This is a genomic window from Pseudomonas ulcerans (assembly GCF_036324125.1).
GTDB classification, from domain to species: Bacteria; Pseudomonadota; Gammaproteobacteria; order Pseudomonadales; family Pseudomonadaceae; genus Aquipseudomonas; species Aquipseudomonas ulcerans.
The window spans coordinates 65,790-82,525 of the sequence record NZ_JAZDQN010000005.1 but is presented as its reverse complement, the minus strand read 5'-3'; the positions used below and the strand labels follow the sequence as shown (position 1 = coordinate 82,525).

The window sequence follows — 16,736 nt, the reverse complement described above, 5'->3', positions numbered from 1 at the left end:
GCCTCGATGGGTGTCGGGGCCATTAGAGTCTAGGAAGGGATTGCCGATTGCGTAGGAAAAATACGCAGGAGGGGAGCTTAGTCGCCGATGGCAGCAGCGTAGCCGGCAGCATCCAGCAGCTTGTCCAGATCGGCCTTGTTCGACGGCTTCAGCTTGAAGATCCAGGACTCGTAGGGTTCTTCGTTGAGCAGTTCGGGGCTTTCGCTGATCTCTTCGTTGACGGCGATGACTTCGCCACCCACCGGGGAGTAGATGTCCGAAGCCGCTTTCACCGACTCGACGACACCGGCAGCATCGCCTTGGGCGAAGACCTTGCCGATTTCCGGTAGCTCGACGAATACCACGTCACCCAGGGCTTGCTGGGCGTGGTCACTGATACCCACGGTGACCGTGCCATCGGCTTCCAGCTTCGCCCATTCGTGACTTTCGGCGTAGCGCCGATCAGCGGGGATATTGCTCATGTTTGTGTTTTCCTCAACAGGTTAGCGGTCGGCCCGCCGGAATGGATGTCAGATCAGAATTCTGCCGTGGCGCACGAACGTCGGCTTGACCACGCGCACCGGGTACCACTTGCCGCGGATTTCCACCTCGGCCCGGTCAGCGGTGGCCATCGGCAGGCGCGCCAGCGCGATCGCCTTGCTCAGCGTAGGTGAGAAACTACCACTGGTAATCTCTCCTTCGCCAACTTCCGCGACACGAACCACCTGGTGGGCACGCAGCACGCCGCGCTCCTCCAGCACCAGGCCCACCAGTTTCGAGATCACCCCGTGGCTTTTCTCGACGTTCAGCGCCTGGCGCCCGATGAAGTCGCGATCGGCAGGGTCCCAGGCGATGCTCCAGGCCAGGTTCGAGGTCAGCGGGGAGTGTTCTTCGTCCATATCGTTGCCGTAGAGGTTCATCCCGGCTTCAAGACGCAGGGTGTCGCGGGCACCGAGGCCGCTGGGGGCGATGCCGGCGCCGACCAGGTCGTTGAAGAAGGCCGGGGCCTGCAGCGCCGGAAGGATGATTTCCAGTCCGTCCTCGCCGGTGTAGCCGGTGCGCGCAATGAACCAGTCGCCTTCGAAGCGGCCTTCGAACGGCTTCAGTTCGCGAATCAGGGCGGCGCGCGAGGCGCTGAGCAACGCGGCGACCTTCTCCCGTGCCTGCGGGCCCTGGATGGCGAGGATCGCCAGTTCCGGGCGCTCGCGGTATTGCACCTCGAAGCCGCTGCGGTGCGCTTCGAGCCAGGCCAGGACCTTGTCGCGGGTAGCGGCATTGACCACCACGCGGTAGCCGTCGTCGAGGCGGTAGACGATAAGGTCGTCGATCACCCCGCCCTGGTCGTTGAGCAGGGTGCTGTAGAGGGCCTTGCCGCTCTCGTCGAGGCGGGCCACGTCATTGGCCAGCAGATGGCGCAGCCAGTGCGTGGCATCGACACCGGCGATATCGATGACGGTCATGTGCGACACGTCGAAGACTCCGCAGTCGCGGCGCACCTGGTGGTGTTCCTCGACCTGCGAGCCGTAATGCAGGGGCATATCCCAACCGCCAAAATCGACCATCTTGGCGCCAAGCGCCAGGTGCAGGTCATACAGAGGCGTACGCTGTCCCATGGGTTTCTCCTTCCGGGCGTGGCGAAGCTACGGCTGACGGCAGCGTTTCAGCTACCCGGCCAGGGACCGGCCGCAGCGAATGCCGCGCATTGTATCCGCAAGGAAGCCGGGTGGCATCCGTCAGTCACTCTGACCCGGGTGGCGGGCAGAACGCCGGATCAAACCGATGACCGGCAACAGGCCTACCAGCACCAAGGTCAGCGCCGGCAGCGAGGCCCGCGCCCACTCGCCCTCGCTGGTCATCTCGAAGACCCGCACCGCGAGGGTGTCCCAGCCGAACGGACGCATCAGCAGGGTGGCCGGCATTTCCTTGAGCACATCGACGAAGACCAGCAAGGCCGCGCTCAGCGCCCCCGGCACCAGCAGCGGGAGATACACCTTGAAAAACAATCCCGGCCCACTGACCCCCATGCTGCGTGCCGCTTCCGGCAGCGACGGGCGAATGCGGCCCAGGCTGTTTTCCAGTGGCCCGTAGGCCACCGCGATGAAACGCACCAGGTAAGCCAGCAGCAAGGCCGCCAGGCTGCCCAGCAACAACGGCTTGCCCGCCCCGCCGAGCCAGCTGGACAGCGGGATCACCAGTTCGCGGTCGAGATAACTGAACGCCAGCATGATCGCCACCGCCAGCACCGAGCCGGGCAACGCGTAGCCTAGGTTGGCCAGGCTGACCCCGGCGCGGATCGCCGGCGCCGAGGACTGGCGCCGGGCGAAGGCCAGCAGCAATGCCACGGCGACCGTGAGCAGCGCGGCCGCCGCGCCGAGGTAGAGGGTGTGCAGGATCAGGGCGCTGTAGCGCTCGTCTAGGTCGAAGCGGCCACGTTGCCAGAACCACGCCAGCAGTTGCAGCACCGGCACCACGAAGGCGCAGGCGAACACCAGCAGGCACCAGCCGCTGGCGGCGGCGGCCTTGATCCCGCGCAGGTGGTACAGCGCCTTGCCCCGCGGGCGCTCGTTGCTGCTGCGCACCGCGCCGCGGGCGCGGCGTTCGCCGTAGAGCACCAGCATCACCGCAAGCAGCAGCAGGCTGGCCAGTTGCGCGGCGCTGGAAAGGCTGAAGAAGCCGTACCAGGTCTTGTAGATGGCCGTGGTGAAGGTGTCGAAGTTGAACACCGAGACGGCGCCGAAATCGGCCAGGGTTTCCATCAACGCCAGGGCCAGGCCGGCCAGGATCGCCGGACGCGCCATGGGCAGGCCGACACGCCAGAATGCTTGCAGCGGCGACTGCCCGAGGACCCGCGCCGCTTCCATCAGGCCCTTGCCCTGGGCGAGGAAGGCATTGCGCGCCAGCAGGTAGACGTAGGGGTAGAACACCAGCACCAGCACGATGATCACCCCGCCGGTGGAGCGCACCCGCGGCAGGCGCATCGGCCCGAACCACTCGCGCAGCAGGGTCTGCACCGGGCCGGAGAAGTCGAGCAGGCCGACGAAGACAAAGGCCAGCACGTAGGCGGGAATGGCGAACGGCAGCATCAGCGCCCAGTCCAGCCAGCGACGGCCAGGGAATTCGCAGAGGCTGGTGAGCCACGCGAGGCTGACGCCGAGGATCGTCACGCCGACACCGACGCCGAGCACCAGGACCAGGGTGTTGCCCAGCAGGCGGCTCATCTGGGTGTCGAGCAGGTGCGACCAGATCTGCGTGTCGATGCTCTGCCAGGACAGCAGCAGGACGCTGAGGGGCAGCATCACCAGCGCGGCGATGGCGAAGACCAGGGGGTACCAGCGGCGTTGGGTGGGGCGGGACAAGGGGCGGGTCTCTGGAGATGTGGTGTTTTTGCGGGCCCTATCGCTGGCAAGCCAGCTCCCACAGGTTTCGCGGTGCACGCGGTCACTGTGGGAGCTGCGGTTCGGCGTTCCGACTTGCCGGCGATGAGGCCCTCAAGGACCCAGCGAGGATAAGGGCTGACCCTCAGTTCCAGCCAGCCCGATCCATCAGGCGAATCGCTTCAGCCTGGCGCTTGCCGGCCACTTCCACCGGCAGGGTGTCGGCCTTGAAGCTGCCCCAGGCCGCCACTTCCTCGGACGGTGCGACTTTCGGATTGGCCGGGAATTCCTGGTTGATGCCGGCGAACATCTTCTGCGCTTCCTCGCCGGTCATCCATTCCACCAGCGCCTTGGCCGCTTCCGGGTGCGGTGCATGCTTGGTCAGACCGATGCCGGACAGGTTGACGTGCACACCGCGGTCGCCCTGGTTAGGCCAGAACAGCTTGACCGGCAGCTTCGGGTTGGCCTGGTGCAGGCGCCCGTAGTAGTAGGTGTTGACGATGCCGACATCGCACTGGCCGGCGGCGATGGCATTGACCACCGCGTTGTCGTCGGAGAACACGTCGGTGGACAGGTTGTTGACCCAGCCCTTGACCAGTTCTTCGGTCTTCGCCTCGCCGTGGGTCTCGATCATGGTCGCGGTCAGCGATTGGTTGTAGACCTTCTTCGCGGTGCGAAGGCAGAGGCGGCCTTCCCACTGCTTGTCGGCCAGGGCTTCGTAGGTGCTCAGTTCCTGCGGCTTGACCCGCTCGGTGGAGTAGACGATGGTCCGCGCGCGCAGGCTCAGGCCGGTCCAGTCATGGGAGGACGCACGGTATTGCGGCGGGATGTTGGCATCGATCACGGCGGACTTGATCGGCTGCAGGATGCCCATCTGCTCGGCTTGCCAGAGGTTGCCGGCGTCGACGGTGAGCAGCAGGTCGGCCACGCCGTTCTCGCCTTCGGCCTTGATCCGCTGCATCAGCGGGGCTTCCTTGTCGGTGATGAACTTGATCTTCACCCCGGTCTTGGCGGTGTAGGCGTCGAATACCGGCTTGATCAGCTCGTCGATGCGCGAGGAATACACCACTACTTCGTCCGCCGCCTGGGCAGCGCCGCCGAACAGGGTGAGGGTCAGGGCAGCGAGTAAATGCTTGCGTGGCGACATCGGTGGCGCTCCTCGGTATCGGAATGAGGCGCAAATGGTAGTTAATGTCATTTGCCGCCACAAACCGAACGGTGAGTCGAGGAGTTACCAGATGTTGCGGAGGGCTCAGGCCCTCGCCAGTTCCGGCAGATCGCCGCTCAGGCCCAGGGCCTGGCGGACGAACAGCGCCTTGGCCTCGGGCATCTGCTCGACCCATTTCAGCCCGCTGTTGCGCAGCCAGCGCAGCGGCAGCGGATCGGCCTGGAACAGGCGCTCGAAGCCTTCCATCGCCGCCATCAGGGCCAGGTTGTGCGGCATGCGCCGGCGCTCGAAGCGGCTCAGCACGCGCACATCGGCCAGGCGCTCGCCGCGCTCATAGGCCGCCAGCAAGACCTCGGCGAGCACCGCAGCATCGAGGAAACCGAGGTTGACGCCCTGCCCGGCCAACGGATGGATGGTATGCGCGGCATCGCCGATCAACGCCAGGCCCTCGGCGACGTAGCGCTTGGCGTGGCGCTGGCGCAGTGGCACGCAAAGCCGCGGGTCGGCGCCGAGCACTTCGCCCAGGCGACCTTCGAAGGCGCGTTCCAGCTCGGCGCAGAAGGCGTCGTCCGGCAGCGCCATCAGCCGCTCCGCCTGCTCCGGCGTGGTCGACCAGACGATCGAGCACCAGTCCTGCCGGCCGTCACGCGACAGCGGCAGGAAAGCCAGCGGGCCTTCGTCGGTGAAACGCTGCCAGGCCGTGGCCTGGTGTGGCCTGGCGCAGCGCACGCTGGTGACGATGGCATGGTGCAGGTAATCCCATTCACGGGTTTCGCAGCCGGTCAGGCGGCGTACCGCCGAGTTGGCGCCGTCGGCGGCGATCACCAGCGGCGCGCGCAGGTTGCGGCCGTCGGCGAGGGTCAGCAGCCACTCGTCACCGGAGCGGCGCATGCGTTCCAGGCGGGCGTTGGCCAGGAGGCCGATCTCGCTGTCGTGCAGGCGTTCCAGCAGACCATCCTGGACCACGCGGTTCTCGACGATGTGGCCAAGCACCTCGGCGTGTACGCTGGCGGCGGAGAAGTGGATCTGCCCGGTGCCGCTGCCGTCCCAGACATGCATGTCGGAGTATGGGCTGGCCCGCCGCGCGCTGATGCCGTCCCAGGCACCCAGGCGCTCAAGGATGCGCTGGCTGGCCGCCGACAGGGCGCTGACCCGTGGCTCGAACGGCGCCTCGGCGTCGAAGCGCTGCACCGTCAGCGGGCTGCCATCCAGCAGGAGGATTTCCAGGCCGCTGTGCTGCAAGGCCAGGGCCAGGGCGCTGCCGACCATACCGGCACCGACAATCAACAGATCCGCACGCATGTCCATGCTTCAAGCCTGTTCCACGTGAAAGAAAGAAGGGGTCATGCCTTGCCCTGGAGGTCGGGGCGGGTGCCTAGGCCCATGGCCTGGCGAGCGAACCAGCGCTTGGCCGGCGGCAGCAGGTCGAGACCGAGCAGGCCGAGGTTGCGCCCGGTGGCCACCAGCGGCTGGGCGGTGCCGAACAGGCGGGTGACCTTGTCGGAAAAGCCGACGGTGAGGTCCTGGTCCAGGCGTTGGCGTTCGCGGTAGGCGCGCAGGGTGGCGAAGTCGCCGGGCGCGTCCGGGCCGGCGAGCAGGCCGTCGGCCAGCGACTGCACGTCACGCAGCGACAGGTTGAAGCCTTGCCCGGCGATCGGGTGCAGGCTGTGGGCAGCGTTGCCCAACACCACCAGGTGCGGGCGCACCTGCTCCTGGGCTTCCACCAGCGACAGCGGGTACAGGTGCCGCGCGCCGACCTGGCGCAAGGCGCCGAGGCGGTAGCCGAACACGCCCTGCAACTCGGCGAGGAAGCTGCGCTCGTCCAGCTCGGCGAGGCGTTTCGCATCCATCCCGGCGCGGGTCCAGACCAGGGCGCAACGGTTTTCCGGCAGTGGCAGCAGGGCCATGGGGCCGTCGTCGGTGAAGCGCTCGAAGGCTTGGCCGCAATGGGCCTCGCCCGGGGTGATGTTGGCGATCAGCGCGCTCTGTCGGTACGGCCGCTCGTTGACATGGATGCCCAGTTGCTCGCGCAGGCCGGAACGCCCGCCATCGGCCAGTACGGCCAGGTCGCAATCGACCTGGGTGTCATCGTTGAGGGAGAGGCGGTAACCGTCGCCAAGCGGCTGCATCGCGGTGACTTCCGCCGGACAACGCCAGCTCACCACCTCGGCATCGAGACCTTGCCACAGGCATTGACCGAGCCAGGCGTTCTCCACCACATAGCCCAGTGCCGGAACGCCTTCTTCCAGGGCATCGAGACGGGTCGCGCCAAAACGGCCGCGGTCGGACACCTGGATCTGGCGGATCGGCTCGGCACGGCGGCTGATGGTCTGCCACAGGCCCAGGCGCTCGTAGATCTGCCGCGTGCCGAAGGACAGTGCCGAGGAGCGTGCGTCATAGCTGGGCTGGAAGCTGTCGCCGGGGGCGAACGGCTCGATCAGCAGGATCTTCCAGCCGCGCTCGCGGGCCCCCGCCTGCAGGGCCAGGGCGAGACTGGCGCCGACCAGGCCGCCGCCGATGATCGCCAGATTGACCCGGCTCATGCCGCCTGGCTTCGCGCAGCGGCCATCAGCGCCTCGATCTCGGTGACCGTCTTCGGCACGCCGCAGGTCAGGATTTCACAGCCGTTTCGGGTTACCACCACGTCATCCTCGATTCGTACACCGATACCGCGCCACTTCTTCGCGACGCTCTGGTTGTCTGCGGCGATGTAGATACCCGGTTCGACCGTCAGGGCCATGCCCGGTTCGAGCACGCGCCACTGGCCGCCGACCTTGTACTCGCCGACATCATGTACATCCATGCCCAGCCAGTGTCCGGCACGGTGCATGTAGAAGGCCCGATGGGCCTCGTTCTCGATCAGTTCGTCCACCGCGCCCTTGAGCAGGCCCAGCTCCACCAGGCCCTCGGTGATCACCCGCACCGTCGCCTCGTGGGCGTGGTTCCAGTGCTTGCCCGGGGCGATCTCGGCGAATGCCGCTTCCTGGGCCTTGAGCACCAGTTCGTAGATCGCCTTCTGCTCCGCCGAGAACACGCCGCTGACCGGGAAGGTACGGGTGATATCGCTGGCGTAGCAGTCGATCTCGCAACCGGCGTCGATCAGCACCAGGTCGCCGTCCTTCAACGGCGCGTCGTTCTGCTGGTAGTGCAGGATGCAACTGTTGCGCCCGGCGGCGACGATAGAGCCGTAGGCCGGCATCTTCGCCCCGCCCTTGCGGAACTCGTAGTCCAGCTCGGCTTCCAGGCTGAATTCGTTGAGACCGGCGCGGCAAGCCTGCATGGCCCGCACATGGGCCCGCGCGGAAATCGCCGCGGCCTCGCGCATCACCTTCACTTCCGCCGCCGATTTATACAGGCGCATGTCGTGCAGCAGATGATCCAGGGCAACGAATTCGTTCGGCGGCGACGCGCCCAGGCGCGCCTTGGAACGGATCACGTTGATCCACTCCATCAGCCGCCGGTCGAACTCGGCGTTGCTGCCCATGGCCGAGTAGACACGGTCGCGGCCTTCGATCAGGCCGGGCAGGATGTCGTCGATATCGCTGATGGGGAAGGCGTCGTCGGCGCCGAAGTCGCGCACCGCGCCTTCCTGGCCGGCGCGCAGGCCGTCCCATTGTTCGCGCTCGGGGTTGCGCTCGCGGCAGAACAGCACGTACTCGCCGTGCTCGCGGCCAGGGATCAGGGCGATCACCGCCTCGGGCTCGGGGAAGCCGCTGAGGTACTGGAAGTCGCTGTCCTGGCGATAGACGTGCTCGACGTCACGGTTGCGAATGGCAACCGCAGCCGCCGGCAGGATGGCGATGCTATTGGGTTCCATCTGCGCCATCAGCGCCTTGCGGCGCCTGGCGTATTCCGCTTTCGGGATATGGGTGACTGCCACGGGGAACCCCTGTTCGGCCTCAGTGCAAGGAAGGTTTGGCGGCGGCGGCAACCGGCTTGGCCAGCTCCGTGTAGAGCAGCAGCGGCGCGACGCGCAGGTACTCCATCACTTCCATATAGTCGCTTTCGCCGTCTTCGGATTCTTCCAGGGCGTCCTGGACTTGCGAAATAGCGCTCAGGTCCTGCAGCACCTCGTTGACTTCGCTGCTCAGGTCCTTGCCGCCGGCGTTCAGGCCGAAACCGCTGAGGAAGCCCTGGCACCACTGACCCAGGGCCGCGGCGCGCTCGGTCAGGGGCTGGTCGTCGCCCGGCAGGAGCAGGACGATGGTGATATCTTCACCGGTCAGTTCGGCCTTGACCATTTCCTGGAGACCGATCAAAGCGTTGCGCACGTTGTCTACCGGTTCGCTCTCCAGCAGCTGGGCGGCATCGGCCAGCCAGCTGTCGACGTCGAAACCGGCGCCGGCGCAACTGCGGCCCAGCAACAGGCCGTGCAGTTCAGCGGGGGAAACAGGATGGCCGTTGCTGCTGAGCAGGGTGGCGAAGGCGGTGTACGGCGAATTGGTAGTAGGCATGGGCAACTAGGCGCCAGACGGCGCAATGACTAGAATGAAGGCCTTGTATCCTAGCACCGGCAGGCGCGCCAAGACCATCGACGCGGGCAATTACGCGGGTGCCGGACGCAGGATCCCGGGTCGGACCGAACCGAGTGGCGAGCAATGCAAGAAGACGAGCTGCAAACGCTGAAGAGCCGCCTCGAACTGCTGATCGAGCGGGTCGAGCAACTAAAACGGCAAAATGCACTCCTATCCGTGCAGGAAAGATCCTGGCGCGAGGAGCGTGCCCACCTCATCGAAAAAAACGAAATCGCGCGACAGAAAGTCGAATCGATGATTTCGCGGCTCAAGGCCCTGGAGCAAGACTCATGAGTTCACCGAACAACGTCACCGTGCAGATCCTCGACAAGGAGTATTCGATCATCTGCCCGCCGGAAGAGCGCAGCAACCTGATCAGCGCGGCCCGCTACCTGGACGGCAAGATGCGCGAGATCCGCAGCAGCGGCAAGGTGATCGGCGCCGACCGCATCGCCGTGATGGCGGCGCTGAACATCACCCACGACCTGCTGCACAACCAGGAACGCCCCGACGCCCAGAATGGCGGCGCCACCCGCGAGCAGGTGCGCGATCTCCTGGAGCGCGTGGACCAGGCCCTGGCCGACGACGCGGATACAAAAAGCAACTAAGTTTCTGTATACTCCGCCCCACTCCCTGGAGTGCTTGCCAGTCGGTCATGTCCCTGAGCCGATACGCACAACCACGGGGGTTGCACGTTGGGGCCGGTGTGCATGTCCGCTTGACGGAAAGCCTTAACGCCCCCTGCAATCTCCACCTTGAACTTTCGGGTTCAAGGGCTACACCGACAGCGGTTCGTCGGGGAGCCTGTTTCTTATTGTTCGCGCCCTCTTCTCCTGCTGCGCGAGCATCCGCAACGTTACCTCGTGACGTCTGCCCAAGGGATCGCCAGTGCCATGACCGACACCGCGTCGCTGACCCGCCCCCAACTTCGCCGCCTGCTCCGAGATGCCCGTCGCGCCTTGACGCCGGCCGAGCAGCGGCGCGCCGCCCGCGGCCTGTACCGCCAGCTGGCGCAGCATCCGCTGTTCCGCCGCGCCAAGCACATCGCCCTGTACCTGCCCAACGACAGCGAGATCGATCCGCGCCTGCTCCTGCGCGAGGCCCAGCGCCGTGGCAAGTTCACCTACCTGCCGGTGCTGCATGCCTGGCCGCGGACCAAGATGGCCTTCCAGCGTTTCGAGCATGGGGAAAAGCTCCGGCCCAACCGCTTCCGCATCCCCGAGCCGACCATCAGCCTGGCGCGGCAACGGCCGATCTGGGCGCTGGACCTGATCCTGCTGCCGCTGGTGGGATTCGACGAGACGGGCGGGCGCCTGGGCATGGGCGGTGGCTTCTACGACCGCAGCCTGGCCTACCAGGGCCGCCGCAAGGCATGGAAGAAACCACTGCTGCTGGGGCTGGCACACGAATGCCAGAAGGTGGAGCGACTGGCACAGGCCAGTTGGGACGTTCCGCTACAGGGAACCGTGTCGGACAGAAGCTGGTACCTGGCGCGCTGAGGACAGGCGCCGAATCAACGCTGGGCCTGGGCAGGGGCAACCGGCATCTGGTACGCGGCGTCGGCATTGCGTTCCCACAGGCTCTGGGCGTAACCGGTGGTGACCACGCCAAGACCGAACACAAAGACCAGTACCCAGAACAAATCCGGTTTGCGATTCATCGATTGCCCCCCTAAGGCAAACTCATCACGATGTCCGCAGCGGTTCTTTTTGTAGGCCGTGCAGCAGCGTCAAGCTCAAAATTGGCGCATTTTCCGACAACATTCGTCCGTACGCAAACCTTGACGTCAGCCAGTCGTCGGTTAGATGCAACAGGTTGTTTCAGAACAATGAAGGAGCTGAACCCATGGCCTATTGGCTGATGAAATCCGAACCCGACGAGCTGTCCATCGAGGACCTGGCCAGACTTGGCGAAGCCCGCTGGGACGGCGTGCGCAACTACCAGGCGCGCAATTTCATGCGCGCGATGGCGGTCGGCGACGAGTTCTTCTTCTATCACTCCAGTTGCCCCGAGCCGGGCATCGCCGGTATCGCGCGGATCAGCAACGCCGCTTACCCGGACCCCACCGCGCTCGACCCGGAGAGCCATTACCACGACCCCAAGGCCAATGCCGAGAAGAACCCGTGGAGCGCCGTGGACGTCGCCCACGTGGAAACCTTCCGCAAAGTCCTCGGCCTCGGCTACCTGAAGCAGCAGGCGGTGCTCGCCGAACTGCCGCTGGTGCAGAAAGGCAGTCGCCTGTCTGTGATGCCGGTCACAGCGGAACAATGGGCGGCAATACTCAATCTTCGTTGAACCGCGTAGGATCGGGACTCATTTGACGCGAATCAATCCGCCAGGAACGGCGGCACGTCACAATCAGACGTGTATGCAGCAGGACGCAGAATCATGTCGAAGAGCCAACGCACTCCCAAACTGTTCGCCGGCGCGCTGATCGCGCTACTTCTTGGTGCCGGTGGCCTGGGCTACTGGAAATCCCTGCATGACCGCCTTCCCGAAGGCCTGGCCATGGGTAACGGGCGCCTCGAAGCTACCGAAGTGCAGATCGCCAGCAAGGTCCCCGGACGCCTCGCCGAAGTGCTGGTGGACGAAGGCGACAAGGTGACCCGCGGCCAGCTTCTCGCCCGCATCGATACCCGCACCCTCGAAGCCCAGCGCACCCAGGCCGAAGCCGAGGTGGTGCGTGCCCGGGAAAACTACGCCGCGGCCCAGGCCACCGTGCAACTGCGCCAAAGCGAGCAGTTGCTGGCCAGCCAGGAGCTGAAGCGGATCAAGGAAATGTTCCAGCGCAAATACGCCAGCCAGCAGTTGCTCGACCAGCAGCAGGCGCGCTTCGACACCAGCAACTCGGCGGTAGTCGCAGCCCGCGCTCAACTGGCGGCGATCAAGGCAGCGATCGGCGCGGCCGAGGCTCAGGTCGCACAGCTGACCAGCGAAATCGACGACAGCAGCCTGCGTGCTCCTCTCGACGGGGTGATCCAGCTGCGCCTGGCCGAACCGGGCGAAGTGCTCGGTGCCGGCGGTCGCGTGTTGCTGCTGATCGACCCCAGCGACCAGTACATGAACCTCTACCTGCCCGCTTCCACCACGGGCCGGCTCACCGTCGGCGACCAAGCCCGCATCGTTCTCGACGCCCTGCCCGAGCAGGCGCTGCCGGCGAAAATCGCCTTCGTCGCAGCAAAGGCGCAGTTCACTCCCAAGCAGGTGGAAACCCGTGACGAACGGCAGAAGCTGGTGTTTAGGGTCAAGCTGCGCCTGACCGCCCCCGACGCAGTGCCCCAGGCCAAGCCCGGCATGCCCGGCGCCGGCTACGTGCGCACGGCCCCTGTGGACTGGCCGGCCAACCTGCAATGAACGCCCCGGCCCTGCGCGCCAGCGGTATTGCCCATCGCTATGGTGCGCTGCAAGCCCTGCAGGACATCGCCTTCGAACTGCCCGCCGGCACCCGCTGCGGGCTGATCGGCCCGGACGGCGCCGGCAAATCCACCCTGCTCGGCCTGATCGCCGGGGTGAAGAAGCTGCAGGAGGGTGAACTCGACGTGCTCGGCGGCCCGATCCAGCGCCGCTCGCACCGCGCCAGCCTGTACCCGCGTATCGCCTTCATGCCTCAGGGCCTGGGCGGCAACCTGTACCCGGACCTGTCGATCAGCGAGAACATCCGCTTTTTCGCCACCCTGTTCGGCCTGTCCCGCGCCGAGTGCGAGGCGCGCATGCACACCCTGCTGGCGGCCACCGACCTGCTGCGTTTCGCCGAACGTCCGGCGGGCAAGCTGTCCGGCGGCATGAAGCAGAAACTCGGCCTGTGCTGCGCGCTGATCCACGAGCCTGACCTCCTGATCCTCGACGAGCCCACCACCGGCGTCGACCCGCTGTCGCGCCGGCGCTTCTGGGAACTGGTGGACAGTGTGCGCCAGCAGCGCCCGCAACTGACCCTGCTGGTGGCCACCGCCTACATGGAAGAGGCCGAACAGTTCGAGCACTGCCTGATGCTCGACCGCGGCAAGCTGATCGCCGCCGGGCCCAGTGCGGAATTGGCCGGCGTCACGGCCAGCGGCAAGCTGGACGAAGCCTTCACCCACTTCCAGGGCGACAGCCACGACGCCGTCGAGCCCCTGCACATCCCGCCGCGAAATGCCGGTGACGCCGGCATCGCCATCGAGGCCCATGACCTGACCCTGCGCTTCGGCGACTTCACCGCGGTGAACAAGGTCAGCTTCGCCATCGGTCGCGGCGAGATCTTCGGTTTCCTCGGCTCCAACGGCTGCGGCAAGACCACCACGATGAAGGTCCTCACCGGCCTGATGCCGGCCAGCGAGGGCAGCGCCACCCTGCTCGGCCGGCCGGTGGACGCCGGGGACCTGGCGACGCGCAAGCGGGTCGGCTTCATGTCGCAGAGCTTCTCGCTGTACGGCGAACTCAGCGTGCGCCAGAACCTGGAACTGCACGCTCGCCTGTTCGACCTGAGCAAGTCCGACAGCACCCCGCGCATCGCCGAGCTGATCGAGCGCTTCGACCTCGGCGATATCGCCGACCAGCAATCCGGCGCCCTGCCCCTGGGCCTGCGCCAGCGCCTGTCGCTGGCGGTCGCGGTACTGCACCGCCCGGAAGTGCTGATCCTCGACGAGCCCACCTCGGGCGTCGACCCGGCCGCCCGTGACGACTTCTGGCGGCTGCTGGTCGAGCTGTCGCGGGACCAGGGCGTGACCATCTTCCTCTCCACCCACTTCATGAACGAAGCCCTGCGCTGCGACCGCATCTCCCTGATGCACGCCGGCCAGGTATTGGCCTGCGACACCCCGGCGGCGCTGCAGCTGCAGTACGGCGGCGAGACCCTCGAAGATGCCTTCGTCACCTGCCTGGAACAGGCCCAGGGTGGCGCCCCGGAAACGCCCGAAGCCCATCTCGACAGCCCCGCGGCCCCCGCCAGCCCGCCGCCACGCAGGGGCTTCAGCCTGACCCGGCTGGTCGCCGTGGCCAGCCGCGAAGGCAAGGAGCTGCTGCGCGACAAGGTGCGCCTGGCCTTCGCCCTGGCTGGCGCGCTGTTCATGATGGTGATCTTCGGCTTCGGCATTTCCCTGGACGTGGAAAATCTCGCCTTCGCCGTCTACGACCAGGACCAGAGCCCGCAAAGCCGGGCCTACCTGGAAGCCTTCCGCGGCTCGCGCTATTTCGCCGAACAGCCGCCAATCCGTGATCCGAAACAATTACACCAACGCCTGCAGCGTTCGGAGATCAAGCTGGCCCTGGAGATCCCGCCGGGCTTCGGCCGCGATCTGCTGGCCGGGCGCCAGCCGGTGGTCGCCGCGTGGCTGGATGGCGGCATGCCGTTCCGTGCCGAGACCAGCCGCAACTACGTCGAGGCCGTGCACCAGGCCAACCTCGAACAGCTGGCGGCCCTGAGCAGCCCGGCACAGCCGCGCCAGGCGCCCGTGAAGCTGGAGACGCGCTTTCGCTACAACCAGGACGTGATCAGCGTGAACGCCATCGGCCCCGGGGTGATGGCGCTGATCCTGGCCTTCATCCCGGCGATGCTCACCGCCCTGGGCATCGTCCGCGAGAAGGAACTGGGCTCGATCACCAACTTCTACGCCACGCCACTGACCCGACTGGAATTCCTTCTAGGCAAACAGATGCCCTACCTGGCAGTGAGCCTGGTCAACCTGGCGCTGCTGGTGGCGATGAACCGCTGGCTGTTCGGCGTGCCGTTCAAGGGCAGCGCCCTGGCCCTGGCCTGTGGCGGGGTGTTGTACCTGCTGGCGACCACCAGCCTGGGCTTGCTGATCTCGGCCTTCACCCGTACCCAGATCGCCGCGATCCTCGGCACCATGATCCTCACCAGCCTTCCGACCATCCAGTTTTCCGGGCTGATCGTGCCGCGCTCCTCCCTCGACGGCTCGGCGGCGCTGATGGGCCAGCTGTTCCCGGCGGGTTACTTTCTCGACATCGCCGTCGGCACCTTCACCAAGGCCCTCGACCTGCGCGAGTTGTGGCCACAGTGCCTGGCGCTGCTGGGCTTCTTCGCCGCCTTCACCGGGCTGAGCCTGGTCATGCTGAAGAAACAGGAGGCCTGATGCAGCGTCTTGCCCATATCCTGCGTCTCGGCCTCAAGGAACTGACCAGCCTGCGCCACGACAGCGTCCTGCTGCTGTTCCTGCTCTACGCCTTCAGCGTAGCCATCTACATGCCGGCAGCGGGTTCGGTGATCGGCGTGCACAATGCCAGCGTCGCGGTGGTCGACGAGGACCACAGCCCAATCTCGCGCAAGCTCACCGAAGCCCTGCAACCGCCGGAATTCCAGGCGGCCGTGCCCCTGGCCTACGACCAGATGGACCGCAGCCTGGACAGCGGGCTGTTCACCTTCGTCATCAACATCCCGGTGAATTTCCACAGCGACCTGCTGGCCGGCCGCTCGCCGGAAATCCAGGTCAACGTCGACGCCACGGCCATGAGCCAGGCGTTCATGGGGGCCGGCTACATCGGGCGGATCTTCGAGCGCGAGCTGCTCGACTATGCCAACGCCGCCAGCCAGTCACCCGCCCAACTGGAGCCCCGGGCGCTGTTCAACCCCAACCTGGAAGGCGGCTGGTTCCTCGCGGTGATCCAGATCGTCAACAACATCACCATCCTCGCCATCATCCTCACCGGCACCGCGCTGCTGCGCGAACGCGAGCACGGCACCCTCGACCACCTGCTGGTGCTGCCGCTGACCGCACTGGAAATCATGTTGGCGAAGATCGCCAGCAACGCCCTGGTGGTGGTGCTGTGCACCTGGGTGTCGCTGGAAGTGATCGTGAAGGGGGCGCTGGGCGTGCCGCTGGCGGGCTCGCTGGGACTGTTCCTGGGGGTGACGGCGCTGTACCTGTTCGCCAGTACCGCGCTGGGGATCTTCCTCGCCACGCTGGCGCGCTCGACTCCGCAGTTCGGCCTGCTGGCGATCCCGGTGATCATCCCGATGCTGCTGCTGTCGGGTGGCAGCACGCCGCTGGACAGCATGCCGCAGTGGTTGCAGTGGGTGATGCAGCTGTCGCCCTCGACCCACTTCGTCAGCCTCGGCGCCGCGATCCTGTTCCGCGACGCCGGGCCCAACGTGGTCTGGCCGGACCTGCTGGCCCTGGCGGCGATCGGCCTGGCGTTCTTCGCGATCGCCCTGGCGCGCTTCCGCCGCAGCCTGGCCTCGTGATTACTGGACGATCAGGTTGTTGAAGAGCAGGTCTTCGACGACCGGACGGCCTTCTTCGTTCTCCAGTACCTGCTGCACCTGCTTGAGCGCTTCCTGGCGCAGTTTTTCCTTGGCCTCGACGTTGCTCATGGCATCCAGGGTCTGCTGGGTGAACAGCGCCACCAGCTGGTTGCGGATCAGCGGCTCGTGGTGCTTGACCGCGGCGGCATCGGCGTCGCCGGTGACCTTCAGCGCCACGTCGGCCTTGTAGACGCGCAGGCGCGGGCTGCCGTCGAGGGCGTAGTTGCCGACGAAAGGCGGGGTCAGGCTGATGTAGGACACCTTGGGTGCCGCGCCTTCCTTCTCTTCTTCGGCCATTGCCGCTGCGGGCAGCATCAATGCCAGTACCACCAGGATCCACGCTTTCACGAATTCACTCCTCGAAACAGTTGGCCGCCAGCATACCCAGCGCACCGTGCAAACCCAAGCCCGGGCTGGCTTATGCCGGCCTATTCAGGCCAGGCCATGCTCGTTGACCCGGC

Annotated in this window: 17 protein-coding genes and 1 other RNA gene; 8 read left to right on the top strand and 10 right to left on the bottom strand. The window is 66.2% G+C overall.

The window, feature by feature from the left end; translation table 11 throughout:
- Positions 1–77 precede the first annotated feature (77 nt).
- The 8 genes from gcvH to V0R59_RS06580 form a co-directional block, all read right to left on the bottom strand.
- Entirely contained in the window at positions 78–461 is a 384-nt protein-coding gene (gcvH, locus tag V0R59_RS06615; protein WP_330073696.1) for a glycine cleavage system protein GcvH, read from the bottom strand.
- A 48-nt stretch (positions 462–509) separates the two neighbouring features.
- Positions 510–1,592 (bottom strand): glycine cleavage system aminomethyltransferase GcvT, encoded by a 1,083-nt coding sequence (gene gcvT / locus V0R59_RS06610; RefSeq protein WP_330073697.1) that lies wholly within the window; start codon positions 1,590–1,592, stop codon positions 510–512.
- Positions 1,593–1,712: 120 nt separating this feature from the next.
- Positions 1,713–3,275: an ABC transporter permease gene (locus V0R59_RS06605; protein ID WP_375547347.1), complete on the bottom strand. Its 1,563-nt coding sequence runs from the start codon at positions 3,273–3,275 to the stop codon at positions 1,713–1,715.
- A gap of 223 nt (positions 3,276–3,498) precedes the next feature.
- Positions 3,499–4,500 carry an extracellular solute-binding protein gene (locus tag V0R59_RS06600; protein WP_330073699.1) on the bottom strand — a complete coding sequence of 334 codons (1,002 nt, stop codon included), beginning with the start codon at positions 4,498–4,500 and terminating at the stop codon, positions 3,499–3,501.
- Positions 4,501–4,605: 105 nt separating this feature from the next.
- Complete coding sequence (locus tag V0R59_RS06595) at positions 4,606–5,823, bottom strand: 2-octaprenyl-3-methyl-6-methoxy-1,4-benzoquinol hydroxylase (RefSeq protein WP_330073778.1); 1,218 nt, start codon at positions 5,821–5,823, stop codon at positions 4,606–4,608.
- Positions 5,824–5,864: 41 nt separating this feature from the next.
- Positions 5,865–7,064 carry a 2-octaprenyl-6-methoxyphenyl hydroxylase gene (gene ubiH / locus V0R59_RS06590; protein ID WP_330073700.1) on the bottom strand — a complete coding sequence of 400 codons (1,200 nt, stop codon included), beginning with the start codon at positions 7,062–7,064 and terminating at the stop codon, positions 5,865–5,867.
- The gene (gene pepP, locus V0R59_RS06585; protein ID WP_330073701.1) at positions 7,061–8,401 is read right to left on the bottom strand and encodes a Xaa-Pro aminopeptidase; all 1,341 of its coding nucleotides are present in this window, start codon (positions 8,399–8,401) and stop codon (positions 7,061–7,063) included. Before pepP ends, ubiH begins: the two co-directional genes overlap by 4 nt.
- Positions 8,402–8,420: 19 nt before the next feature.
- The gene (locus tag V0R59_RS06580; protein ID WP_330073702.1) at positions 8,421–8,975 is read right to left on the bottom strand and encodes a YecA/YgfB family protein; all 555 of its coding nucleotides are present in this window, start codon (positions 8,973–8,975) and stop codon (positions 8,421–8,423) included.
- 144 nt (positions 8,976–9,119) lie between these two features.
- Here V0R59_RS06580 and V0R59_RS06575 point away from each other — a divergent pair, with 144 nt between their 5' ends.
- The 4 genes from V0R59_RS06575 (at position 9,120) to V0R59_RS06560 (ending at position 10,534) form a co-directional block, all read left to right on the top strand.
- The gene (locus tag V0R59_RS06575; protein ID WP_330073703.1) at positions 9,120–9,329 is read left to right on the top strand and encodes a TIGR02449 family protein; all 210 of its coding nucleotides are present in this window, start codon (positions 9,120–9,122) and stop codon (positions 9,327–9,329) included.
- Complete coding sequence (locus tag V0R59_RS06570; protein WP_330073704.1) at positions 9,326–9,643, top strand: cell division protein ZapA; 318 nt, start codon at positions 9,326–9,328, stop codon at positions 9,641–9,643. Before V0R59_RS06575 ends, V0R59_RS06570 begins: the two co-directional genes overlap by 4 nt.
- Before the next feature lie 19 nt (positions 9,644–9,662).
- Positions 9,663–9,841, top strand: a non-coding RNA gene (ssrS, locus tag V0R59_RS06565) — 6S RNA.
- A gap of 87 nt (positions 9,842–9,928) precedes the next feature.
- Positions 9,929–10,534: a 5-formyltetrahydrofolate cyclo-ligase gene (locus V0R59_RS06560; protein WP_330073705.1), complete on the top strand. Its 606-nt coding sequence runs from the start codon at positions 9,929–9,931 to the stop codon at positions 10,532–10,534.
- A gap of 14 nt (positions 10,535–10,548) precedes the next feature.
- Here V0R59_RS06560 and V0R59_RS06555 read toward each other — a convergent pair whose 3' ends face one another.
- The gene (locus tag V0R59_RS06555; protein WP_330073706.1) at positions 10,549–10,695 is read right to left on the bottom strand and encodes a hypothetical protein; all 147 of its coding nucleotides are present in this window, start codon (positions 10,693–10,695) and stop codon (positions 10,549–10,551) included.
- Between the two features lie 185 nt (positions 10,696–10,880).
- On the opposite strand from V0R59_RS06555, the gene V0R59_RS06550 reads away from it, so the two are divergent.
- The 4 genes from V0R59_RS06550 (at position 10,881) to V0R59_RS06535 (ending at position 16,215) form a co-directional block, all read left to right on the top strand.
- On the top strand, positions 10,881–11,330 hold the full coding sequence (locus tag V0R59_RS06550; RefSeq protein WP_330073707.1) for an EVE domain-containing protein: 450 nt from the start codon (positions 10,881–10,883) through the stop codon (positions 11,328–11,330).
- A 93-nt stretch (positions 11,331–11,423) separates the two neighbouring features.
- Positions 11,424–12,389, top strand: coding sequence for an HlyD family secretion protein (locus tag V0R59_RS06545; RefSeq protein WP_330073708.1), 966 nt, complete (start codon positions 11,424–11,426; stop codon positions 12,387–12,389).
- Positions 12,386–15,106: a ribosome-associated ATPase/putative transporter RbbA gene (gene rbbA / locus V0R59_RS06540; RefSeq protein ID WP_330073709.1), complete on the top strand. Its 2,721-nt coding sequence runs from the start codon at positions 12,386–12,388 to the stop codon at positions 15,104–15,106. The genes V0R59_RS06545 and rbbA overlap by 4 nt, the downstream gene beginning before the upstream one ends.
- Complete coding sequence (locus V0R59_RS06535) at positions 15,106–16,215, top strand: ABC transporter permease (RefSeq protein WP_330073710.1); 1,110 nt, start codon at positions 15,106–15,108, stop codon at positions 16,213–16,215. The genes rbbA and V0R59_RS06535 overlap by 1 nt, the downstream gene beginning before the upstream one ends.
- Here V0R59_RS06535 and V0R59_RS06530 read toward each other — a convergent pair whose 3' ends face one another.
- Positions 16,216–16,623, bottom strand: a complete 408-nt coding sequence (locus tag V0R59_RS06530) for a flagellar basal body-associated protein FliL (RefSeq protein WP_330073711.1) — start codon at positions 16,621–16,623, stop codon at positions 16,216–16,218.
- Positions 16,624–16,736 lie beyond the last annotated feature (113 nt).